The 21,642-nt window shown below is 39.2% G+C and carries 14 protein-coding genes; 3 read left to right on the forward strand and 11 right to left on the reverse strand.

What is annotated here, in order from left to right:
• Nucleotides 1-87 precede the first annotated feature (87 nt).
• From Q0486_RS04170 to Q0486_RS04220, 11 genes are all read right to left on the reverse strand, one after another.
• Nucleotides 88-2,124: a hypothetical protein gene (locus Q0486_RS04170; RefSeq protein ID WP_299230517.1), complete on the reverse strand. Its 2,037-nt coding sequence runs from the start codon at nt 2,122-2,124 to the stop codon at nt 88-90.
• Nucleotides 2,125-2,167: 43 nt separating this feature from the next.
• Nucleotides 2,168-3,352 (reverse strand): glycoside hydrolase family 88 protein, encoded by a 1,185-nt coding sequence (locus Q0486_RS04175; RefSeq protein ID WP_299230519.1) that lies wholly within the window; start codon nt 3,350-3,352, stop codon nt 2,168-2,170.
• A 62-nt stretch (nt 3,353-3,414) separates the two neighbouring features.
• Nucleotides 3,415-5,193 (reverse strand): RagB/SusD family nutrient uptake outer membrane protein, encoded by a 1,779-nt coding sequence (locus Q0486_RS04180; RefSeq protein ID WP_299230521.1) that lies wholly within the window; start codon nt 5,191-5,193, stop codon nt 3,415-3,417.
• Nucleotides 5,194-5,211: 18 nt separating this feature from the next.
• Nucleotides 5,212-8,424 (reverse strand): TonB-dependent receptor, encoded by a 3,213-nt coding sequence (locus Q0486_RS04185; RefSeq protein WP_299230522.1) that lies wholly within the window; start codon nt 8,422-8,424, stop codon nt 5,212-5,214.
• 214 nt (nt 8,425-8,638) lie between these two features.
• Complete coding sequence (locus Q0486_RS04190) at nt 8,639-9,664, reverse strand: FecR family protein (protein WP_299230524.1); 1,026 nt, start codon at nt 9,662-9,664, stop codon at nt 8,639-8,641.
• A gap of 72 nt (nt 9,665-9,736) precedes the next feature.
• The gene (locus tag Q0486_RS04195) at nt 9,737-10,330 is read right to left on the reverse strand and encodes an RNA polymerase sigma-70 factor (RefSeq protein WP_299230525.1); all 594 of its coding nucleotides are present in this window, start codon (nt 10,328-10,330) and stop codon (nt 9,737-9,739) included.
• A gap of 131 nt (nt 10,331-10,461) precedes the next feature.
• On the reverse strand, nt 10,462-11,334 hold the full coding sequence (locus Q0486_RS04200; protein WP_299230526.1) for a helix-turn-helix domain-containing protein: 873 nt from the start codon (nt 11,332-11,334) through the stop codon (nt 10,462-10,464).
• 59 nt (nt 11,335-11,393) lie between these two features.
• A complete protein-coding gene (locus tag Q0486_RS04205) occupies nt 11,394-13,025 on the reverse strand; it encodes an MFS transporter (RefSeq protein WP_299230527.1) in 1,632 nt (543 codons plus the stop codon).
• A gap of 3 nt (nt 13,026-13,028) precedes the next feature.
• Nucleotides 13,029-14,120, reverse strand: coding sequence for an HlyD family secretion protein (locus tag Q0486_RS04210; protein ID WP_204445231.1), 1,092 nt, complete (start codon nt 14,118-14,120; stop codon nt 13,029-13,031).
• 24 nt (nt 14,121-14,144) lie between these two features.
• Nucleotides 14,145-15,467, reverse strand: a complete 1,323-nt coding sequence (locus Q0486_RS04215; protein WP_299230530.1) for a TolC family protein — start codon at nt 15,465-15,467, stop codon at nt 14,145-14,147.
• Between the two features lie 257 nt (nt 15,468-15,724).
• Nucleotides 15,725-17,932 carry a heavy metal translocating P-type ATPase gene (locus Q0486_RS04220; RefSeq protein ID WP_299230532.1) on the reverse strand — a complete coding sequence of 736 codons (2,208 nt, stop codon included), beginning with the start codon at nt 17,930-17,932 and terminating at the stop codon, nt 15,725-15,727.
• Nucleotides 17,933-18,109: 177 nt separating this feature from the next.
• On the opposite strand from Q0486_RS04220, the gene Q0486_RS04225 reads away from it, so the two are divergent.
• The 3 genes from Q0486_RS04225 to Q0486_RS04235 all read left to right on the forward strand — a co-directional run bounded on the left by Q0486_RS04225 (nt 18,110) and on the right by Q0486_RS04235 (nt 21,628).
• A complete protein-coding gene (locus Q0486_RS04225) occupies nt 18,110-19,393 on the forward strand; it encodes a phospholipase D-like domain-containing protein (RefSeq protein WP_299230534.1) in 1,284 nt (427 codons plus the stop codon).
• Between the two features lie 110 nt (nt 19,394-19,503).
• Nucleotides 19,504-20,457, forward strand: a complete 954-nt coding sequence (metF, locus tag Q0486_RS04230; RefSeq protein ID WP_299230536.1) for a methylenetetrahydrofolate reductase [NAD(P)H] — start codon at nt 19,504-19,506, stop codon at nt 20,455-20,457.
• A gap of 13 nt (nt 20,458-20,470) precedes the next feature.
• Nucleotides 20,471-21,628, forward strand: a complete 1,158-nt coding sequence (locus tag Q0486_RS04235) for a DNA polymerase III subunit delta' (protein ID WP_299230538.1) — start codon at nt 20,471-20,473, stop codon at nt 21,626-21,628.
• The last annotated feature ends 14 nt before the right edge of the window (nt 21,629-21,642 follow it).

Consider the following 21,642-nt stretch of genomic DNA (forward strand, 5'->3'; position numbering starts at 1 on the left):
AATTAGAAAACATAAATTCCATCTTACCTATAATGATAAAAATATAATTATAGGCAAGAATCAACTTTCAAAAACCAAATGAATAAATTAGTCAGTTACATTAAAATCTATAATCAAACTTCTTCCACCTTTTTTAATTGTATATATTCCAGAATTATAATCAGACTGTATATAAGGGCTGTCCATAACCTTTGACGGGATCAAATTAACTGTTTCTCCATTAACTTCCGCCAGTTTACTAAAATCTGTATAGAACTTAATATTATCACCATATAATGTAGTATGTTCAACAAAATTGTCTGAAACATTAACATTTAGAGAAATAATTTTATTCTGGAATTCATCAAAACTGGAATAGTTGGACTTCTTGTCAACCTCAATGATAACAGGAGAATATTCTTCTTTTGCTGTCAACCAATATCCAGGCCATAAATTATCATTAAGAAAATCTTCTTTATAACCTCCCGAAACAAATTTTATCGCAGCATATGCACTGTTATACGAAGCAAAAAACCATCCATCCTTACTTGCCTTTTCATGTCTTCCAAAGTCACTAACCCAAACACGTAAGTCCTTAGCATATTTGCTATAATCATTTTTCATCTTTTGGACTATCATACATCCCTTCTTCTGTACTCCCCAGTGTTGATTGTATATTCCCCTGTTACTTCCTTCCGGAACACACTGAGGATATATACGTGCACTATGATTTCCTTCAAATATAACTCCCATCCACCTGTTTTGGCCACTTAACATTGTCCATTCATCACCTCCAGTTGTTCCATCTGAAAGAATTGGTGAAGGCAATGCTTCACAGTGAAAAGTTCCCATTATAAAATTTGGAGTACAATAACTATATCTTACTAATCCCGCATCTGTACGAAATCTATAATATGGTATATTAAAACTCTTACCGTCCTGAGAAAGACCTAATTTCCTTTGTAGAACCTCATAATCCCCCTTACCATGAACATCAAGAACAATATCCATGACTACATCCTGCATTCTATAATTACTTGTTATAAAGGAAAATATATTCTCTTTAATAACGCTTTTACCGCCTATTCCAAAATTATACCATGCTAATTTTCTGAAATGTGTATCACCTCGCATACTATTCAATCCCTGATATATGCGAGCCTTACTTCCACCTCTGACACCGTCTATTTGCTCTTGCCCCCATGATGCCCAATATACATCAAGAAATTTACCTGTCAAATCATGGATCTCCTTATCACCAAAATCATATAAAGTATATATACACTTCAATGACTCCATACCATACAAATCATTGGCGAATTCTACAAACAAGCCTTTCTTAGCTCTTTCCTTTATATACTGTTTTATATAGGATGTCCACGCTTCATAATGTTGTAAAGGAGTATGACCATCATCACTTTTCAAATCCTTATATTCAGGCAGATCCTTCAAAAGTTTTGAAAAATGCCATTTAGTATAAAATCTCATTATATGATGATTTTCTGATCCTTCTACATCCCACGTATTATTTTGTAAAAAATCAGCAGGTACAATAGAGAGATATCCCATTTTTCCATTAACTGGCAATTCCTTATATTCCTTAAGATATGACTGGTCCTTAACAAAGATCCACATCATATGTAGAATTTTAGCTTCCACATCAGGTTTCAACAATCCGGCTTTTCTTGTACCTTTTGTTCCCCAATATTCAACAATTCTGCACAATTCATCAGAAGCCCAATAAAAGCTATCCCCGTCTCTCATATTGGGCCAATTTTTACTTTCCTCTGAATCATTATCAAATATCTCACAATGTTTGATCAATGCTTCGTTGGCTTCATTATTCATTTCTTCCAACCAAAAACATTTTGCCGCAAAATCTATCAGACTGTAACAATATGTTCTATAGAATTTTACTCCAGTTCCTGAAATCGGTCCTAATATTTCCCCTTCATTCAATGGTTTACCTTTAAGCTCTAAAAAAGCATTGTCCCTCTTAGTATCAAATGCGTCCCTAATAATATCTATTTTACTATCATCATATTCCGGCTTATCACCGTTTTCTATCTTAATCTCATCGGCACATGAAAAATGTACCAATGAGAACAGAACTAATATTAATAAATGAAACCTATTGAATCGCATAGCTGTAAAATCTAATTTTTTGTGGAAGAAAATCTATTTAAAATTATTTCAAAATAGCTGCGGCACACCATAATACAGGTGCTTGTCCATGTAAATCGCCTATAACTTTTTCTCTATCTAAATAATACTGGTAGTCATTCTTTTTATTTGTACCAATACAAATATCTGTAACATCACCATTTGTATTTATATACGAACACAGACTAATCCATGCTTTACGAGCCGCTGGTCCATATACGTCAGCATCAAGCCATCCTTTCTTTACCCCAGTTATGAAAGCAAAAGTAAACATACCAGTACCAGAAGTCTCAGCCCAAGCATTCTCATCATCCAATATCTGATGCCACATACCTTTCTTATCCTGATACTTCAATAGGGTATCCATCATCTTCAGATATCCTTCCATTATTCTAGCCCTGTTCGGATCATTTTCAGGAAGATAGGCTAAGAGTTCTGCCATACCTGCTGCCATCCATCCATTACCACGTCCCCAATAGATAGGAACATCATCCGCATGATGGAACAAACCGTTTTCTTTTTGCAATTCATCCAAATAGACTACCATTTCCTTACCTGCACGTTCTATATATTTCTTGTCGCCTGTCATTTTATATGCCTGTGCCTGAAGTATTGTAATCATATACATATCGTCTATCCACATGCGTGTATTCCAACTAAGTCCCTGATTATACCACTTCTGCTCGTTAGGCTTCAACTTAGCAAGCTCTTCTGGAGTCAGCTCCTTGAACTGTTCGTCAGCCATGTAAAGTCCTAAATCCAGAAATCGCTTATCCTTTGTATTTTCATAAACCTCCAATGGAATCACACCAAAAACGTTGTTATCTACATGGTTTGCTACAGGAATAAGATTTTTTTCTTCTCCATATACCACTTTAGCAGCTCTTTCAGTAAGACGATTTACCAAATCGTGATTCTTCACTTCTTTTGCATATAGTAATGCTCCATACCATGCACATACATCCGGATAAACAACATATCCAACCGGATTATTAAACAATGTAGAATCCTTTTGTTGTTCCTCAGTGTACCAAGAACCGGTATTTGAATGTGGACGTGATAAAAATCTGTTTGCAACAATCTGTCCCACTTCTATAGGATCTGCTCCTTGTGGAAAATCTGAAAAATAATCTTTTTTTTGTGTAGTCTCAGCACACGACATCATCAGCGAGGCAGAGATAGTTAATAAAGTTGTCTGTAAAAAATTCATATCTGTTCTATTTTGTTATAATTAAGTTATCCCTAAAAACAATCTTTTTATACCTTATTATTTTAATTACCATATCCAGGAGCATTCTTAAAATCTTCAGGATTTTCAATGCTCAATAAGAAACTTCTAGGATATGGACGTTTCTCCATATATTCTTCGAATTCATAAGCTGGATCCAAATACCATATTTTATCATGAAGTTCAGTCATGCGTTTTGTATAAACTCCAAAACGTTTCAAATCATTTCTACGTTTCATTTCTCCAATCAATTCACGTCCTCTTTCATCAAGTATAAAATCAGCAGTAACTTGATCAGCAGTTATTTTAATTGCCTCCTTAAATTCTGGTCTTGCTGCCCTTTCACGAACTACATTTATATATTTAGCAGCAGTCTCTTTATCATTACGTAAAAATGCAGCTTCTGCAGCCAGTAAATAAGTATCTGCTAAACGATATACAAAAACGTCACGAGAACCTTGAGCATAATTTGCATCAATTCTAGTAGGATCTAGATGTTTCCTCAAATATGGATAGAACAATATCTTACAGAACTTAACATTAGATGGCCAAATTCCATTAGGGTTATCCTTAGATTGTATTCCACCTGTTTCTTTAACAAACTGTTCCATATGATCTGGTATCCAAACCCAAACCGGCCAAAATTGTTTTGCATATTCAGCAGCTTCTATTGTATTATACCAAGGACACGCAATCATTGCTAGTTCACCATTTTTTATTGTTACCTTTTCATCTTGTTTTGTGTATGGACTAAATAATGTTTCAGTGTAATCTTTACCACTATTTATTTTCCAATCAGTCAGAAACCAGTCTTTTGCACGTCTATCAGCTATTTTATTATTTGCTTCATCATCAAGTTCTGGATTCAAATACAATTCGTATGCATATCTTGTTGGTTTTACACGAATCCAAGGACGACCATATTCAAGGCTCCTTGTCAAACCTTTATGCTGCGTATAATCAGCAACAAAATACATGTGCGACTGATTTCCAGAACCATTAAGTAAATTATCCTTTGAATAACAAATAGCAAAAATCACTTCCTTATTATTTCTAACGTAAGACATATCCCATAAATTCCATGTACTTTCCATAAGTTCATAATTAGGACATTTTATCACTTCTTCAGCATACTGTTGTGCCAATTCCAAAGATGCTGGATCATCTCTTTTACATGTCAACAAACTTAAAGCCAGTTCATGTAGAGCTGCATATTTTGTAATCCTTCCATAGTCAGTATCAGCAGGATATGATTCTGGTAAATTATTTTTTGCGAATTCCAGATCTGCCAATATCTGCACCCAAACATCTTTCTCTTGCGTCTTAGGAGCCTTTGTTACTATACCTACAGTAGGAGTCAGTGGCATTGGGATATCTTCCCATTGCTTTACCAGATGTGCATAAATATGAGCCCTAATAAATTTAGCTTCTCCTAGATAACGATTCTTTAAATCATCTGAAAGTCCAGGTATATTATTTTTCTCCAACGATTGTATTACTTCATTACATCTGTTGATACAATTATAAAATGTATTCCACATACCCGTAACATAACCATTATCGGCAAAAACTGGTTGACGAGCAGCACTTGACGGCCAAATAGTAATATCAGTTTCACTTTCAGCAAAATTCATGAAATTCTCAGTATTATATATATCCCTCAAACTTCCATATAAACCGTTTATACCACCTTTAATACCTTCAGCAGTAGTAAAATAATTTCCCTGCGTAACTTTATTATAAGGAATTTCCTCCAAGAAATCAGCACAGGACATTGACAAAAAGCCTAAGAAAAGGCTGGATAATATATATTTTGTCTTCATAATAGTAATAATTATAAATCAGAATTTAACATTTAGACCAAAGATAAAACTGGTAAGAGGGCGAGCAACATCTTCAGAATTACAGTTTTCAGGATCAAGACCTATACCTTTATAATCTTTTCTTGTAAACAAGAATGGATTATCAACAGCCAAATAAGCTCTAACATGCTTACTTCCAAATTTTTCTGTAACACTTTTTGGAAGAGTATACCCCAAATTGATATTCTTTATTCTAACAAAAGAAAGATCTCGCCAAGCCCAAGAACTTCCACCTAAATATCCATTCTTTACGATATCTGGGGCAGGATGTGCATTTGTAGGATTATCTTCTGTCCAGAAATCTTTAATACCAACTTGATTAAATCTTGTAGAACTTGCTTCGTATGTAATACTTCCCATACGTGTACCATAATCAAAACGTCCGTATGTATATACACTCAAATCAAACTGTTTATATTGCGCATTTATTGTAAGTCCGGCAAGCCATTTTGGTATCCTGTTATATATGCTCATATCTTCTTGATCATACACAAAATTTTGGTCTTTATCCAAAAGTTTAATCTTACCAGGAACTGTTTTATATTTGGCAGCCTCTTCAGCCTCATCTAATTGCCATACACCAATATACTCATAAAAACGATCAACGCTTACAGGTTTACCTATAAACCAATTATTAGCTGGAAAATCTTCTGTTCCATTAAATAATTTAACAATCTCATTCTTATTATAACTCATATTGGCACTTATTGAAAGTCTGAAATCTTTCTTTTCTATAGGCACAAACTGTAATGACATTTCTATACCACGGTTTCGCACTTGCCCTACATTCTGCCAAACAGAGGTATAACCAGTAAATGTTGGTAAATTCCTCTGCATCAAAAGATCGTATGTATTACGTTCATAAAATTCAACTGTACCTGAAATTCTGTTATTAAACACTCCAAAATCAACACCAAGATTCAACTCACCTGTTCTTTCCCAACCAAGATCTGGATTTGCAATTTCTGTTGGTACATATCCCCAAGCCGGTACTTCCTTTGTTCCAAAATTATAAGGGAATCTACCATATTTTCCTTGAGTGGCATAAACATCTACAGCTGTATTACCAGACATACCATAGCTCAATCTTAACTTCAAGTTTGAAAGGTTCTCAAGTTCTTCAGCAAATTCTTCTTCACTAATACGCCATGCAAAAGCAGCAGAAGGGAAGAAATCCCATTTATTTCCCTTAGCTAGACGTGAAGATCCATCATAACGACCTGTCAATGTAAACAAATAACGGTCCATCAAAGTATAATTCAAACGTCCCATGAATGACAATAAAGTCCATCTTTTTCTATTTGAACCGTATGTAACATTTTGCTGTGCTTCATTAACATTATACCACATACCATAATATGGAATATCAAATCCAGCTAAACTTACAGCATTAGTATCGTATGTCTGCATATCATGTACTAATGAAATATCCAATTTATGATTTGAACCGAACTGCTTGTTATAATTAAGCATATTAGTAAAGTTCAACTGCTGAATGGTTGATTTCATAAAGTTAGCCCCATTCATAATCTGCTTTCTATTATTACTATTAGGGCCAAAATATGCACCATCTTCACTAGCATAAAAACCATAAGTGAAAGTAGTCTTGAATTTTAATCCATCTATAATCTCCCAATTCGCATTAAGATTACCCGAAATGTTTGTTCTGTTTTTCTGAACATCTACATTTTCCTTCTTAGTATCAAAAATAGGATTTCCAAGCGATGCATCCCTCATCCATTTATTTGTGTAGAAATTCATGTTTCCCTCTTCATCATAAAGTTCTGACAAAGGGTCCATTCGCATACCCATACGCCAAACATTTGCATCTCCTACCTCTCTATTTGTCAAAGCGAGATTTATAGAATATCCCATAGAGAATTTATCATGAAGCTGCATTTCTCCAGTAAATCGTCCTGTAAAACGCTGATATGACATATTGTCAATAATACCCTGGTCCTTATTATAACCTAATACAACTACATTACGGTTTTTACCTGTGGAAGTATTAATAGTCAAACTATGGTTTGTTTTGTAACTCCAGTCATCAAACATCAGTTTCTGCCAGTCTATATAATTACCAGACTCCATAACTCTTTTCTGAACATCATCAAATGCTACATCCGGATCACCGTTATTTATATATGCCTGCTGTCTATATGCAGCATACATTTCTCCATCCATTACATCAAAATCACGGAACGATTTACCCATACCGAAGAAACCATCATATTCAACTTCCAAGCGACTTTCTTTATTTGGACGTTTTGTTGTAATGATAATTACACCATTTGCACCACGAGCACCATAAATAGCACATGAAGAAGCATCTTTCAATACATCAATTTTTGAAATTTCAGAAGGATTTATTTCATCTATTGAACCAAGAAATGGAGCATCATCCACAATAATAAGAGGAGCGTCACCACCAGAACGCATAAGTGTATTGTAACCACGAATTATTATTGAAGAAGTTGAACCTGGACCGTTACCACTAGTTATATCAGCACCGGCAATCTGACCTTGCAAACCTTGTATAGGGTCATTCATCTTTGCCTGATTCATAAGTTTTTCTGAAGAAACATTTACTACAGAACCTGTCAAGTCACTTTTCTTCACACTACCATAACCAATAGCAACAACTTCATCAAGCATCTGCACATCTTCTTTCATAACCAAAGGTTTTCCACCGACCTGCGCACCTGTTACCACAAGTGGTGTAAATCCCAACATTGATATTTCCAACTTTTCATTTCTACCGGCTTTAATAACAAAATTTCCATCCATATCTGTAATAGTGGCATTATTAGTACCTTTTACTACTACAGTCGCTCCAATAATAGGATCTCCATTGATATCAATAAGCCTACCTTTTATAGAATTATCTTTAACCGAAGCTTTTCTGATAATAATATTTTTTCCTGAAATTTCGTATGTCAAACCTTGATTTGCAAGAATCTGGTCAACTACTGATCCTAAACTTTCGTCTTGAGCCGACACTGAAATACGTTTCTTTGTATCTACATCCGAAGATGAGAAGACAAAAGAATATCCACTCTTTTTCTTTAGTTCGTCCATTGCCTCTTTAACTGTTATATTCCTCATTTTCAGAGTAATGTTCTGAGAATAAGCAGCAAAATTAAGGCAAAAAGCAGCCATGGTCATTAAAATGACCCTTTTTCTCTTAATCATAAAAACATGTGATTTTAAGTTTAAAAAAATGAAATAAATCTAGAATGGATAAAGTTTTCGTAACTTTGCGAAACCTTAATCCGTGTTTTTCTTTCCCTAACAGAAAAACATTTCCCAAACCGGGAGACCCCCCTTGTCTTCCGGTTTTCTAGTTACTAGCCGGTAAATTCTTTTTGATGTGCATTCATAATTAAATTTTTTCATGGTTGGTTAATTAATACAAAAGATATCTATTGTTTTTAATTTCATATTTCATACGTTCTGTAGCCGCAAAAGATTTTAATATTTCTTCAACATTCATTTCAGAAGATACGAAAGATGCGTAAAATCTAAGATTTTTTAAAGAATCAGCTACAACAATATCTACATTATATGTTCTCTCTAGTATTCGTGCAATTTCTGAAAGGCAATCATTATCAAAAAATAACTCACCATTAGTCCATGCTCTGGCATTGTCTGGTTTCGAACGTGATAAACGATAAGAACCATCCTTCTTATTCATAATATATTTATCAGAAGGAGACATTACATATCTATCATTTTCTATTGCATTTCTATTTAATTCAACGCAACCTTCAATTAATTCAACAACAGCTTCGTCATCCTCTATGTAATTACGGAAATTAAATACTGTTCCCAAGACACGTAAATTCAAATCTTCGGTATTAACCTTAAATGGCACTTCCTCATTCCTCTTAACTTCAAAATACCCCTCTCCCTCAAGTGTCAGATCTCTATTATCAACACCAAAACCCTGTGAGTAGGTAATTTTTGAACCAGCATTAAGCCAAACCAGCGTTCCGTCAGGAAGGTAAAGTTTTGTACGTGCTCCCATTGGCGCTTCTACCACTATATCAGAGAAACCACTTTTCACTGTTTCCACACCGCCCCAATAACCGGCAAGTGGAAGTAATAGAATAAGTATTGCTGCTGCCACACGATAGAAGATCTTAAAGCTGCGGGATTTTGTAAATCGCTGTTTCTGCTCTTCTGCTATAGTAGCTTTTTCAATACGGTTCTTAAATCTTTCGAAGGCTTTTTCCTTATCGAAAGAAGTCATACTGCCTGCCACTCCTGATGAAAACCATATTTCTATCTTGTTTCTTACATAAAGACTGTTCTCAGACGACTCTTTACTCCAGGCAACAAGAGTCTTCAAAGATTGCGAATCTATATCTCCAGTAAGATACATAGATATCAGATTGTCAATTTCTTCTTTATGTATTTCTTTTCTTTCCATATATTTTATTAGTGGCTTTATAGGTTAGACAAAATAATAGATTTATAGGGTAGTGGAAAAATGAACTTTTTTTCATTTTTCTATAAAAATATATATCAGAATGAGTTTAAGATATTCGGCAAGATGAGTATTAAGATATGCTAATGCATTCTTAATGTGATATTTAACCGTATTAACAGAAATATTCAGTTCTTGAGCGATTTCTTCATATTTTTTTTGTTCGAAACGGCTTTTCTTGAAAACTTTGCGACATTCATCGGGCAATGAATTGATACAACGCATCAACTCATCTTCCAATTCCTGCTCTATCAGGGTGCCCAAAGGATGATTTTCATCGGCGAAAAGTGTATCGAGAAATTCAAGATTATCATCAGAGAGATAAGTGGAAAAGCTGTGTTCCGTGCGGTGTGACAATGAATTAAGTTCGTTAAGACAACGGTTGCGTACAGATCTCATCAAATATGCGCGGATAGTATGTGTGATTTCAATATCCGCACGGTGCTCCCATAGATAGAAAATAGCATCATCCACTATCTCTTCAGCCAAAGAAGTATCATTTAATATCTGATTTGCAAAGCGACACAGGAGTGTATAATAGCGATCAAATATATGCTTGAACGCCTTTTCATCTCCTTGTCTAAGTCTTTCCAAAATCAGTTCTTCCATAATATTAAGAATTTTTAATCAGACAAATGTACAAAAAAAATGTTTAAGCAAACAAAAAGGCTTTAAGTATTTGATTTGTTTGTATCAATGGTTCAGAAACCGTTTATCCGGTTTTAAGAGCATGAAAACCTTTACCCTTCCCTATCCCTATATTTCTGAGGAGACATCCCTACCTGTTTCTTGAAGAATGTTCCGAAACTGGAAGGGTTAGGGAAATTGAACTCATCGGATATTTCCTGAACGGTCTTGTTTGTACTGTCGAGCATAGCCATTGACTTACGTATTATGGCCTTGAACACCAATTCCTGAACCGTGTATCCACATAAGGCTTTCGAAAGTCCGGAAAGATATTTCGGAGAAAGAAACAGTTTGTCGGCATAGAACTCAACTCCACGTTCTGACATGAAATAACGATCGATAAGCTGGATGAGACGGAGGAATATTTCTGTGCGCCTTGCTCCTACAGAATTTCCGGAAAGGAATTTCTTCTGAAATACTGAACAAAGACGATATGTAAGAGACAATAATAGCAAGCGCTTTTCGTATACCGGAAAGAAATCATCCTGCTGCGGCTGTTCTGTTCCGATAAGTGATATATACCCTGCCACATCATCTTCATCACCGGTATTCCATACACAATGTGTTTCCGGCGACATCTGCGAGTAGAGATGCACGGAATAAACCATATTACCGAGAACATCACGTATAGGATCTACCTTATATATAATGATACTTACTTCAATATTGTCCGACTGTCCCGTTATACGGAAGGATGAACCTTCGTGAATGAAAACTGTCTCACCTCTATGAGCATAATATTGTTTCCCGGAAAGTATAAAATCAAATTGACCCTCATGGCATACAATTAATCCTATACCGAAATTGACGAACCCCTTTTTCATACTTTCCGGAAAATCAAAAACCGGTCCGCCCGATGAACATACATCAGACTGACCGGATATTTTTTCTTCCAGCTTTATTAATCTTTCAGAACAGTTTATCATATCAACTTAACTTTGCGCTAAGTTAGTAAAATTACCGGACTTAGCGGAAAAAATTCACGCTAAGCCGATAATTTCCTCTTGCGATATGGATAAACAAGAACGAAAATCATAGAAATCATACATCCGTAGAATGTCCAGCCGGACATTTCCTTCACAGCCGAGAGTGTAGCCTGAACCTGTACCTTACCCTTTGTGGATATGGCAGCCATGTTCTCTGCTTCGGTTTCACTCTTACCCTGATAGCGCATTCCTCGCACTGTCTGGTCGTACGAAGCGGCATTCTGTGCTTCTACCCTATCTACGTCATGCGCAAAACGTGTGATATAGTGTTGTTGGCGATGCTGAAGCACGTTGGTATAAAGTGAAGTACCAATACATGGTCCTAAAATCATACGTACAGAAAGCATTATGCAAATCCAAGTGGACATATATTTATATGGCATACGCTGATTGGCATGTACAGCAGCAAGGGAATATAACAGCATCATCCCTGTGGAACGGATTATCACCGGATATTTCATTCTCTCATATAGTCCTGCTGTCTGTACTTCGAAATACATGAACAGTGCCGACATTCCTATCAGAAAAAAGCCCATTCCGAAAAGGTATTTCAGTTTCACTCCTTTTGAACCCAATACTATGGCTATTACCGCCCCTATGAAATATCCCAATATGCTCCAGTTGCCTAGGGCAGCGTTCTGCCAGTTATCAATCTTCATGCCTACCCCGGTAAAGACATTGACAAACATGGAACTGGTGTTGAATATCATCAGCAGAAGGAAAAGTACGATACCCATATTGATAGTACGCAAACGAAACACTTCTGTCATGAAATACGGCGAACGTCCGGAAGATTCCATATAGAAGAAGGCTGCACCGAACACCACGGCAAGCACAGTGGAACGGACTATTGTAGGATCGGAATACCAGTCGAGAGTCTTGCCGTAAACCAGAACATAGACTATACAGGTCATCATAGCGCTGAACACTGCCACACTGCCGAACTTGCGGAAATTGATAGGGAAACGTCGGCTGTTATAACTATGATAAGGCATTGTCACCATTATAATAAGTATGGCTGCAAGCGTCATTCCCATCATATAGTAATACACGTCCTGCCACTGATATTCGTATGCCAGCCATGCTGTGAGCGATGTTCCTATCTGCCCAAGTATCATAAAGAAGAGGTAGATAATAGGCATACTCTTGCTTTTTTCTGTGTCAAGGGCATCCCAGCCTTCTTCCGTGGTCGGTTCCATTCCGGGAGTGATATTTCTTGTAGCCTCCATTCCGAAGGCATATTTTATCAGAGTAAAGAGGTTCACCATCATGAGCACCATACGGAGGAAACCCATGATAAGGCTGCACAATGCAAGAAGGAAGATACTGTCGGTGACAGCACACACATAACTGAGGATGTACAAGAGTGAGAAACCCACCACGCACATCATTTTTTCACGGCGGATACATACCAGCTGATAGAAGAATGGAGCGAAAGCTGCCATACCTATCGAGGTGACGAACCCCACGAACTGGATATGTTCCGACTGGATTCCCAGTCCGCTTGTCATCTCACCGCTGTTGGCTGTATATACTCCGCCCACAGTCAGTATCGGGATGAAAAGCAGTATCAGCAGGATGATACCTATAGGTTTGGGAACCCAATTATAGAATGGATAATTCTTTGACATAGATTATAATTTTGCTTTCACAATAACCATCATTCCGGCAGCAAGACGTTCATTGTCTTCCTTACTCAGCCCTTCGAAATCTATTCTTACAGGAACACGCTGACGTATCTTAACAAAGTTTCCGGCTGAATTGTCAGTTGGTACGAGTGAGTATTTTGAACCTGTGGCACCGGATATAGCTGTAATTTTTCCCTTGAATTCCTTGTCGCTTATGGCATCTACCGTAAGTGTTACCTCCTGACCTATATGAAGGTTTTCTACCTGTGTCTCCTTATAGTTGGCTATCACCCATTTCTGAGTGTCAGGCAATATATAGGTTATGGTCTGTCCGGCAGAGATGAACTGTCCTTCCTCTATGGCGCGGCGTCCCAGCTGTCCGTCGCATGGTGCGGTAACTACTGTGTATGAAAGATTGAGTCTTGCCATTTCGAGTGCAGCCTGTGCGCGCTGTATGGCAGCTTCCATGTTCTGACGACGGGTTGATACTTCGTTCACTCCAGACATTGCTGCTTCCTGCTGACGTTTCAAAGCCACGAGTTTTTTCTTAGTCGCCTCATATTCTGTCTCTATCTGTTCCAACTGGATAGGTGTGGCAGCATTTCTCTGAAGAAGGTTTTCGTAACGTTTGCGATCCTTGTCCAGTTTAGCCAGACGGATTTCCACTTCAGAGATTGAAGCCTCATAAACCGAAGCTGAAGCCTTGGTGGTCTGGAGTGTCTGACCTATGACTGAAGCTCCTGCCATTGCGTCTTTCAATGCAGCCTCGGCTTCCATAACGCGGATGCGGTATTCACGGTCGTCGAGAACCATCAGTGTGTCGCCTTTCTTCACTGTCTGATGTTCGGTGAAATACACCTTCTTTATATAGCCCGAGGCACGGAGGTTTACCGGCGAAATGTATTGTTCTATCTGTGCGTCATTGCTTGTTTCATTCAGTTTGTAGCTGAAGAACATTACTCCAATCTGATAGAGTCCTGCAAGAAGGATTATAATTCCGAATGTACTTGCCAGCATCTGGCGGCGGCGTTGTTTTCTGAGTTTTGCAGCTTGTTGCTCAAGTGTGTTTTTCTTTATATCAAGTTCTTTTGTTTCCATATCGTTTTTTATTTGAAGTTATACTTATTTCAACAGTGTCTCTAGTTTTCCTGTAAGTTTCAGCATTGTAAGATTATTCACACGGTAGTTGTAATGTGCAGTGACATAATTGTTCTGTGCTTCACTCATACGCATTTCGTCCTGAAGTACTTCTGTCATTGAAGCCACACCTTCACGGTAGCGGTCTGAAGTCACTTCGTAAACATCCTCTGCCAACAGGTAGTTGTCTTTCTGCTTGGTGAAATTGCGGCGGCTGTTCATCAGATCGTTCGTGGCGTTCAGATATTGTGTTCTGAAACTTTTCAAAGCATTTTCGTAAGACAGTTTTGCATTTTCAATGTCAAGTTTCGCCTTTCTTACTTTAGAACGTTTGTCCAGTCCGTCGAATATCGGCACTCTCAATGTCAGACCTATACCTGATGAGTTGTACCATTTGCTTGACGGTCCGTCATGAAACCAGTTCTTCGCCTTGTCGGTGAATGCAGAATACATGAAACTTCCGGTAAGCGATAGTGAAGGAATATATCCCTGCGAAATCATTTTCTTCTGTTTTTCTGCCAATGTACTTTGTTTCTTCAGCAGCTCAAGTTCCGGCTGACCTTCGTACAGACCACTCATTTCTACAGGAATGATGCTTTCAGTATCCACCGGAGTGAGTGTGATGTCTGTTTCAGCAGGATAGTCTATCACATATTTCAACATGTTGATTTGTTGTGTGAGCATTGCCACAGCATTGTCATACTGCACCTGAAGATTTTCCAGATTGATATTTACACGCTTCACATCCACTTCCATAGCCATACCATTATCGAAGAAAGCTGTAGTAATGTCTCTCAATTCTTCCAGACGGGTGATGTTTTCTTTCACTATAGAAATCTGCTCGGCTGTACTCTGGCCCAGATAATACATTTTTGTGATTTGCATTATCAGGTCCTCGCGTGCCTTGTCGTAAGAGAGAGTGTTTATTTCATCCATCATCTTCGTAACCGACATGGCTGTATAAATGGTCTGGTTGTAGAGCGGCATCTGAAGTTGCAGTCCTGCCGACGCGTTATACTGCAATGTCTTTGTCACGTTGTAAGGATTACCGTATGCCGAACCGTCGGTAACCGAAACGGGTGGATTGAAATTGTCGTTGAAAGATGCCACCGCATTGATTTGCGGCAACAGCTTGGAACGGTTCTCCGAAATGCTGTGCTTTCCTTTGATAATTTCGTTGCGCTTGGTCTGCAGTGTGAGATTATTCTCAATACCTATCTGCAGACATTCTTCCAGCGTCAACACCTGCTGCGCTCCAAGAGGAAAAAGCGAACAGGCTAAAGCAAAATTGAGTAATAGTCTTTTCATATCGTTTTTCTTGTTTATCCGGCGCAAAGTTAGGATGTTACGCCTAGACAATCGCTACGATATTTTCGCTTTCACTGTTCATATTTTCCCTTTTCATATTATCTAGAATTAATTAAAAAAATCCTAAGAAAGGGCATGTATATTCTGGTGCTGACGATAGTCGGCAGCACTGCTGACGATAGTCGGCACCTCTGCCCACTATAGTCGACACCACTGTCCACTATGGTCAGCAGCAAAAAACGTTTGTTGGAAACTGATTATAGTTTAGCCTTTCTCAGCCTCAAGCTGTTGGTAACTACACTTACACTGCTCATAGCCATGGCAGCACTGGCTATCATCGGATTAAGAAGAAAACCGTTTATAGGATATAGGACACCTGCCGCTACAGGGACACCTATTAAATTATATATAAACGCCCAGAACAGGTTCTGGCGGATAGTACGCACAGTATGACGCGAAAGACTTATAGTGTCTGCAATCTTCTCCAGATTGGATGAAATGATAGTAACCTTTGCCACATCCATGGCGATATCGCTACCTTTACCCATGGCAATACTCAAATCAGCCTCAGCAAGGGCGGCACTGTCGTTTATACCGTCGCCTGCCATTGCCACTACCCTGCCCTGAGAACGGAGAGTTTTGATAAACTCAGCCTTCTGCTGTGGAGTGACTTCTGCCTTATAGTCATCCACTCCCGACAGTTCTGCCATATAACGTGCCGGAGCATCGGCATCTCCGGTAAGCATTACTACTTTTATACCCATGCTCTTCAGTCTGAATATTGCCGCAGCAGATGTTTCTTTCATCTTGTCAGTTATAGCACACAGACACAATACTTTCTCATTATCGGCAAACCATATCACAGTCTTACCCTGTGCGGCAAGTATTGATGCTTTTTCTTCCATATCAGAAGGAATAACAATTCCGAAGGATGAAATCAAACGTCTGTTTCCTGCAATATATGTTTTACCGTCACAAATGCCTTTTACTCCCTGACCTGTTATGCTTTCAAAACCTGCTATTTCAGCCGGTTCCGTTCCTATACCTTGCACAACGGCCATTGCCAACGGATGTTCAGAGTGTTTCTCCAGTCCGCACAATATGCGTTTTACATCCTCTGTCCCGTCGCTCCACATCCAGTCTGTAACCACCGGTTTACCTTCGGTGACGGTTCCTGTTTTATCAAGAACTACAGTGTCAACATTACGGGCTATCTCCAGACTGTCGGCATCCTTGATGAGTATTCCCAACTCGGCTCCCTTACCAATGCCGACCATGATGGCTGTTGGTGTGGCAAGTCCCAAAGCACACGGACAGGCTACAACCAGCACTGTAACGGCAGCCAGAAAGCCATGGGTAAGTCCGCTTTCGGAATCAAGAGATACCCAAAGAACGAACGAGAGTAAAGCTATTGATATTATAATAGGGACAAATATTCCTGCCACCTTATCGACGAGTTTCTGGACAGGTGCCTTGCTTCCCTGAGCGTCCTGAACCATTTTTATGATTTGTGCCAAAACAGTCTCACTGCCCACCTTCTCTGCCACAAACCTGAAACTTCCTTTCTGGTTGATAGTTCCGGCAAAGACCTTTGAACCTTTCTCTTTCAGCACGGCAACTGGCTCACCACTCAACATACTTTCGTCAACGTATGACGAACCGTAAATCACAGCGCCGTCTACTGCTATACGCTCGCCCGGCTTCACCACAACAGTATCGCCAACCATGAGCATATCAATATCTGTCTCCATTTCCGTACCATTCCGCATCACTGTCACCTTCTTGGGCTGAAGTCCCATAAGTTTCTTTATCGCTTCGGCTGTGTTTCCTTTGGCTCTATCCTCCAGTGTACGTCCAAGAAGGATAAAGGCAACTATCATAGATGCCGCTTCGAAATATACATGAGGAGTTATTCCGTGACGTAGAAGATACTCCGGAAAGAACATATTGAACAGACTGAAAAGAAAAGATATACCGGTGCTCAAGGCTACGAGTGTATCCATGTTTGCGCCACCCTTAGTGAGCAGTTTGAAGGCATTGATGAAAAATCCATTTCCAAGTCCGAATACTACCACAGCGGAAAGTACAGCCATTATTTGCGAAGCGTATGGCATGTCATGAAAGAACATTGCTATCACCGAAACCGGAAGAGACAGGATTATTGCCAGAAAAGTCTTCACCTTCAATGTCTTATAATGATTATTACGAACTTCCTCGGCTTCCTTCTGTATCTCTTTCTTTTCTTCGATAATAAGATCGAATCCTATTTTTCTGACAGTTTCCTTCAACTGTTCCGGGGTACATTCGTCAGCGTTATACTCCACCGTAGCTATTGCAGCTGCCAGATTTACTGAAGCACTGATTATTCCGGGCTGTTTGTTTAATGTTTTCTCCACTCTTGCAGAACATCCTGCACAACTCATCCCTAGAACGGGAAAATTCTTTTTATTAATATTCGAAGCCATTTCTCATATTGTTTTTTATGTCACAAAGATACCTATTTTGCCACTTTCAGCAATAAGTATTGCCATTCAATCATAGTATAATTATGTATTATTTACGCAATTTGTAGTCAAAACCACATAGTATTTTGTTATATAATACATAATGACTATTTTTGCATCCCTAGATTCGATTTTAGTATGAATTCAAGGTTTTATATTTTAACAATAATATTTCTGATTTTCTGTTCTGTAGATAAAATATCGGCATCTGTCACACAAAATGAAGCAACCGATGAAGAATATTTACCGTCAGATTCAATCTTTGCAAAATTCTTGCAGGAAAGAAAAATCCCTATCTACAACAACAATGAAATAGAACTTCTACCAAATGGAAGGATAAAATTCGAAAACCTGTTCGAAGCAATAAGAAAAGCCAAGAAACATATTCATCTGGAATATTTCAATTTCAGAAGCGACTCTATAGCAAAAGAAATATTCACCCTGCTGGCGGAAAAGGCTAAAGAAGGAGTGAAGGTAAGAGCTATGTTCGATGATTTCGGAAACCTGTCGAACAACCGACCGCTAAGGAAGGAACATCTGAAAATGCTGAACGAAAGAGGTATAGAAATAATCAGATTTGATCCGATGAAATTTCCATACATAAACCATGCTTTCAGCAGAGATCATCAGAAAATAGTGATTATAGACGGTAAGACGGGATTTACCGGAGGTATGAACATTGCCGACTATTATATTAACGGTCTGCCTGGAATAGGCCCGTGGAGAGACATGCATATATGCATAGAAGGTCCTGCAGTGAGCGGACTACAGAAAGCATTCCTCTATGTGTGGAACAAGGAGACAAAACAGAACGTAGGCGGAGAGACATATTTCCCGTATGGTATGGACAGTACCTATACTCCAAAGCAACTAGGCAAGCAAGTAGCTATAGTACAAAGAGTTCCACACAAGACACCGGATGCTGTGCGAAGGGCATATATCGAAGCAATGGATGCCGCGGAACATCATATACGCATCGTCACCCCTTACTTCACTCCTACAAGAAGTGTCCGTAAAGCCATATACAGAGCTTTGAAAAGAGGCATAAAAGTAGAAATAATGATTTCAGAAAAATGTGACATTTCGTTTACACCCGATGGAGGATTCTACTACGCGAACAAGTTCAGAAAAGCCGGAGCACATATATATCTCTACAAGGGAGGATTTCATCACACCAAAGTAATGACTGTGGACGACCGTTTCTGCACAGTGGGCAGCACAAACCTGAACAGCAGAAGTCTGAAATACGACTACGAAATAAACGCCTTTATATTCGACCTCCAGACCACTTGGGAACTGGACGAGATTTACAGTAACGACAAGAAGAACAGCGAAAGGATGACAAAAGAATATTACAGGAAAAGAGGAGCATGGAGGAACTTCGTAGGATGGTTTGCACACCTGCTCACACCTGTCATATAGTTTTCGGACAAAGCTATTTGTAGAAATTTGGAATGTCAATACCATTATGTCCGTTTTTTTTCCTAAATTTGTCTCCATTGTAAACAATACATACAAATATAGGATAAAACATGAGCGTAATAGATTTGATAAATGCCGAGAATAAAACAGCTTTCTCATTCGAAATACTTCCTCCACTGAAAGGTGCGGGAATAGATAAGCTGATGTCCGACATAGAGACACTGCTTCCTTATAATCCAAAATACATCAATATAACAACACACCGCAGTGAATATGTCTATATGCCCGAACCGAACGGGATGTACTGCCGTAAGCTTACCAGAAGACGCCCCGGTACAGTAGCTGTAGCCGCGGCCATAAAGGCCAAGTATGGTGTGACAGTGGTTCCGCATATACTTTGCAGCGGATATACACCTGAAGAGACAGAATATACTCTTATCGACTTGCAGTTTCTAGGCATATCAGATCTACTCGTGTTGAGAGGTGACAAGGCTCCCCACCAGAAGAGTTTCACTCCGGAAGATGGCGGACATGCACATGCGATAGACCTACAACATCAAATCAACAAATATAATCAGGGATTCTTCTTCGACGGAAAAGAGATGGACAAGCTTCCGCCTCAGTTCTGCTACGGAGTAGCCTGCTATCCGGAAAAGCATGAGGAATCGCCAAATGCGGAAAGAGACCTGTACTGGCTTCAGCAGAAAGTGGAAGCCGGAGCTCAATATGCAGTTACACAGATGTTTTTCGACAATGAGAAATATTTTGATTTCGTGGACAAGGCTCGCAAGGCAGGTATAAACGTACCTATTATCCCTGGTATAAAACCACTGAAGAAAATGGCTCAGCTGAATGTACTGCCAAGAACATTCAAGATTGACCTGCCGGAAGCACTCGCCTCGGAAGTGAGAAAATGCAAATCCGACGAAGAGGTGGCTGCACTGGGATGCGAATGGACTATAAACCAGTGTAAGGAACTTATGGCACACGGGGTACCAAGTATTCATTTTTACTCTGTGGGAGCCGTAGACTCAATAGCAAAAATAGCAAAAGCTATATATTAATATTCAGACAAAAATGATGAACAGCATACATACAGGAAAAAATGGAGGATTCGCCTCCGTTATCGGTCAGCAGGAAGCCGTAAGCATGATTTTACAGACCATGCATGCGGGACGACTTCCACATGCCATAATGGTTTGCGGTCCTTCCGGTTGCGGAAAGCTTCCATTTGCCATGGCGCTTGCACGGTATGTATGTTGTACTAATCCATCTGACAATGATTCATGCGGCGAGTGTATGTCATGCCGTATGGCCGACAAGTTGGAACATCCTGACATACATTTCGTTTTCCCGGTAATCAGGAAAAAGGACGGCTCGACTGTGATATCGGACGACTGGCTGCCGGAATGGAGACAAAGGCTGAAACGTTCGCCTTATTTCTCGCTTGCCGACTGGTGCGGAGATATGGGTGACCCAAACAAGCAACCGCTTATATACACCTCTGAAAGTAACGAGATACAGCGGAAACTATCGCTCAAGTCATCAATGGGGGGGTATAAAGTGGCTATAATATGGCTGCCGGAAAAGATGAATGCCGAGTGTGCCAACAAGCTTCTGAAACTCGTTGAAGAGCCACCGGAGAAAACACTGTTCATCATGGTGAGCGAAGAACCTGAATACGTACTTCCCACACTGGCAGGAAGAACACAGAGAATAAATCTGGTTCCGATAGAACAGAATATTCTGGCAAAATATCTTTCAGACAGGTTCGGACTGACTGAAACTGATGCTCAGGACATCGCACGTCTGTCGGAAGGAAGCGTACTTCAGGCTATGCAGAACATAAGCCTGGGTGATGAGGAGAAAGCCTGTTTTGACAGTTTCACCACTCTGATGCGTCAGGCATGGCGTCGTGACATACGTTCTCTCAAGGAATGGAGCGAGCAAATGGCTGCAAGAGGAAGGGAAAGACACAAGATTTTCCTCAGATACGCATCAAGAATGACACGCGAGAATTTCATGGCAAACTTCAGAATGCCGGACTTGAATTACATGAACCGCGAAGAGGCAGCTTTTGCAGTCAGGTTTGCGCCGTTCATAAACGAAAGAAACGTTTGCGGCATAGAAGAGCTGATAGAAGAGGCCATAAAACATATCGAACAGAATGTAAACCCTAAAATGGTTTTCTTCGATCTGGCAGTGAGAATGATAGTCTTAATCAAAAACAGATAATATACACCGGTTAG

It is taken from the genome of uncultured Bacteroides sp. (genome assembly GCF_937912035.1).
In the GTDB taxonomy this organism is placed as follows: domain Bacteria; phylum Bacteroidota; class Bacteroidia; order Bacteroidales; family Bacteroidaceae; genus Phocaeicola.

Coding starts and splice junctions, on each gene's coding strand:
- Q0486_RS04205 (WP_299230527.1), bottom strand. CDS start 13,025: ATGTCAAAGAATTATCCATTCTATAATTGGGTTCCCAAACCTATAGGT.
- Q0486_RS04180 (WP_299230521.1), bottom strand. CDS start 5,193: ATGAAGACAAAATATATATTATCCAGCCTTTTCTTAGGCTTTTTGTCA.
- Q0486_RS04225 (WP_299230534.1), top strand. CDS start 18,110: ATGAATTCAAGGTTTTATATTTTAACAATAATATTTCTGATTTTCTGT.
- Q0486_RS04220 (WP_299230532.1), bottom strand. CDS start 17,932: ATGGCTTCGAATATTAATAAAAAGAATTTTCCCGTTCTAGGGATGAGT.
- Q0486_RS04235 (WP_299230538.1), top strand. CDS start 20,471: ATGATGAACAGCATACATACAGGAAAAAATGGAGGATTCGCCTCCGTT.
- Q0486_RS04190 (WP_299230524.1), bottom strand. CDS start 9,664: ATGGAAAGAAAAGAAATACATAAAGAAGAAATTGACAATCTGATATCT.
- Q0486_RS04175 (WP_299230519.1), bottom strand. CDS start 3,352: ATGAATTTTTTACAGACAACTTTATTAACTATCTCTGCCTCGCTGATG.
- Q0486_RS04210 (WP_204445231.1), bottom strand. CDS start 14,120: ATGGAAACAAAAGAACTTGATATAAAGAAAAACACACTTGAGCAACAA.
- Q0486_RS04185 (WP_299230522.1), bottom strand. CDS start 8,424: ATGATTAAGAGAAAAAGGGTCATTTTAATGACCATGGCTGCTTTTTGC.
- metF (WP_299230536.1), top strand. CDS start 19,504: ATGAGCGTAATAGATTTGATAAATGCCGAGAATAAAACAGCTTTCTCA.
- Q0486_RS04200 (WP_299230526.1), bottom strand. CDS start 11,334: ATGATAAACTGTTCTGAAAGATTAATAAAGCTGGAAGAAAAAATATCC.
- Q0486_RS04170 (WP_299230517.1), bottom strand. CDS start 2,124: ATGCGATTCAATAGGTTTCATTTATTAATATTAGTTCTGTTCTCATTG.
- Q0486_RS04195 (WP_299230525.1), bottom strand. CDS start 10,330: ATGGAAGAACTGATTTTGGAAAGACTTAGACAAGGAGATGAAAAGGCG.
- Q0486_RS04215 (WP_299230530.1), bottom strand. CDS start 15,467: ATGAAAAGACTATTACTCAATTTTGCTTTAGCCTGTTCGCTTTTTCCT.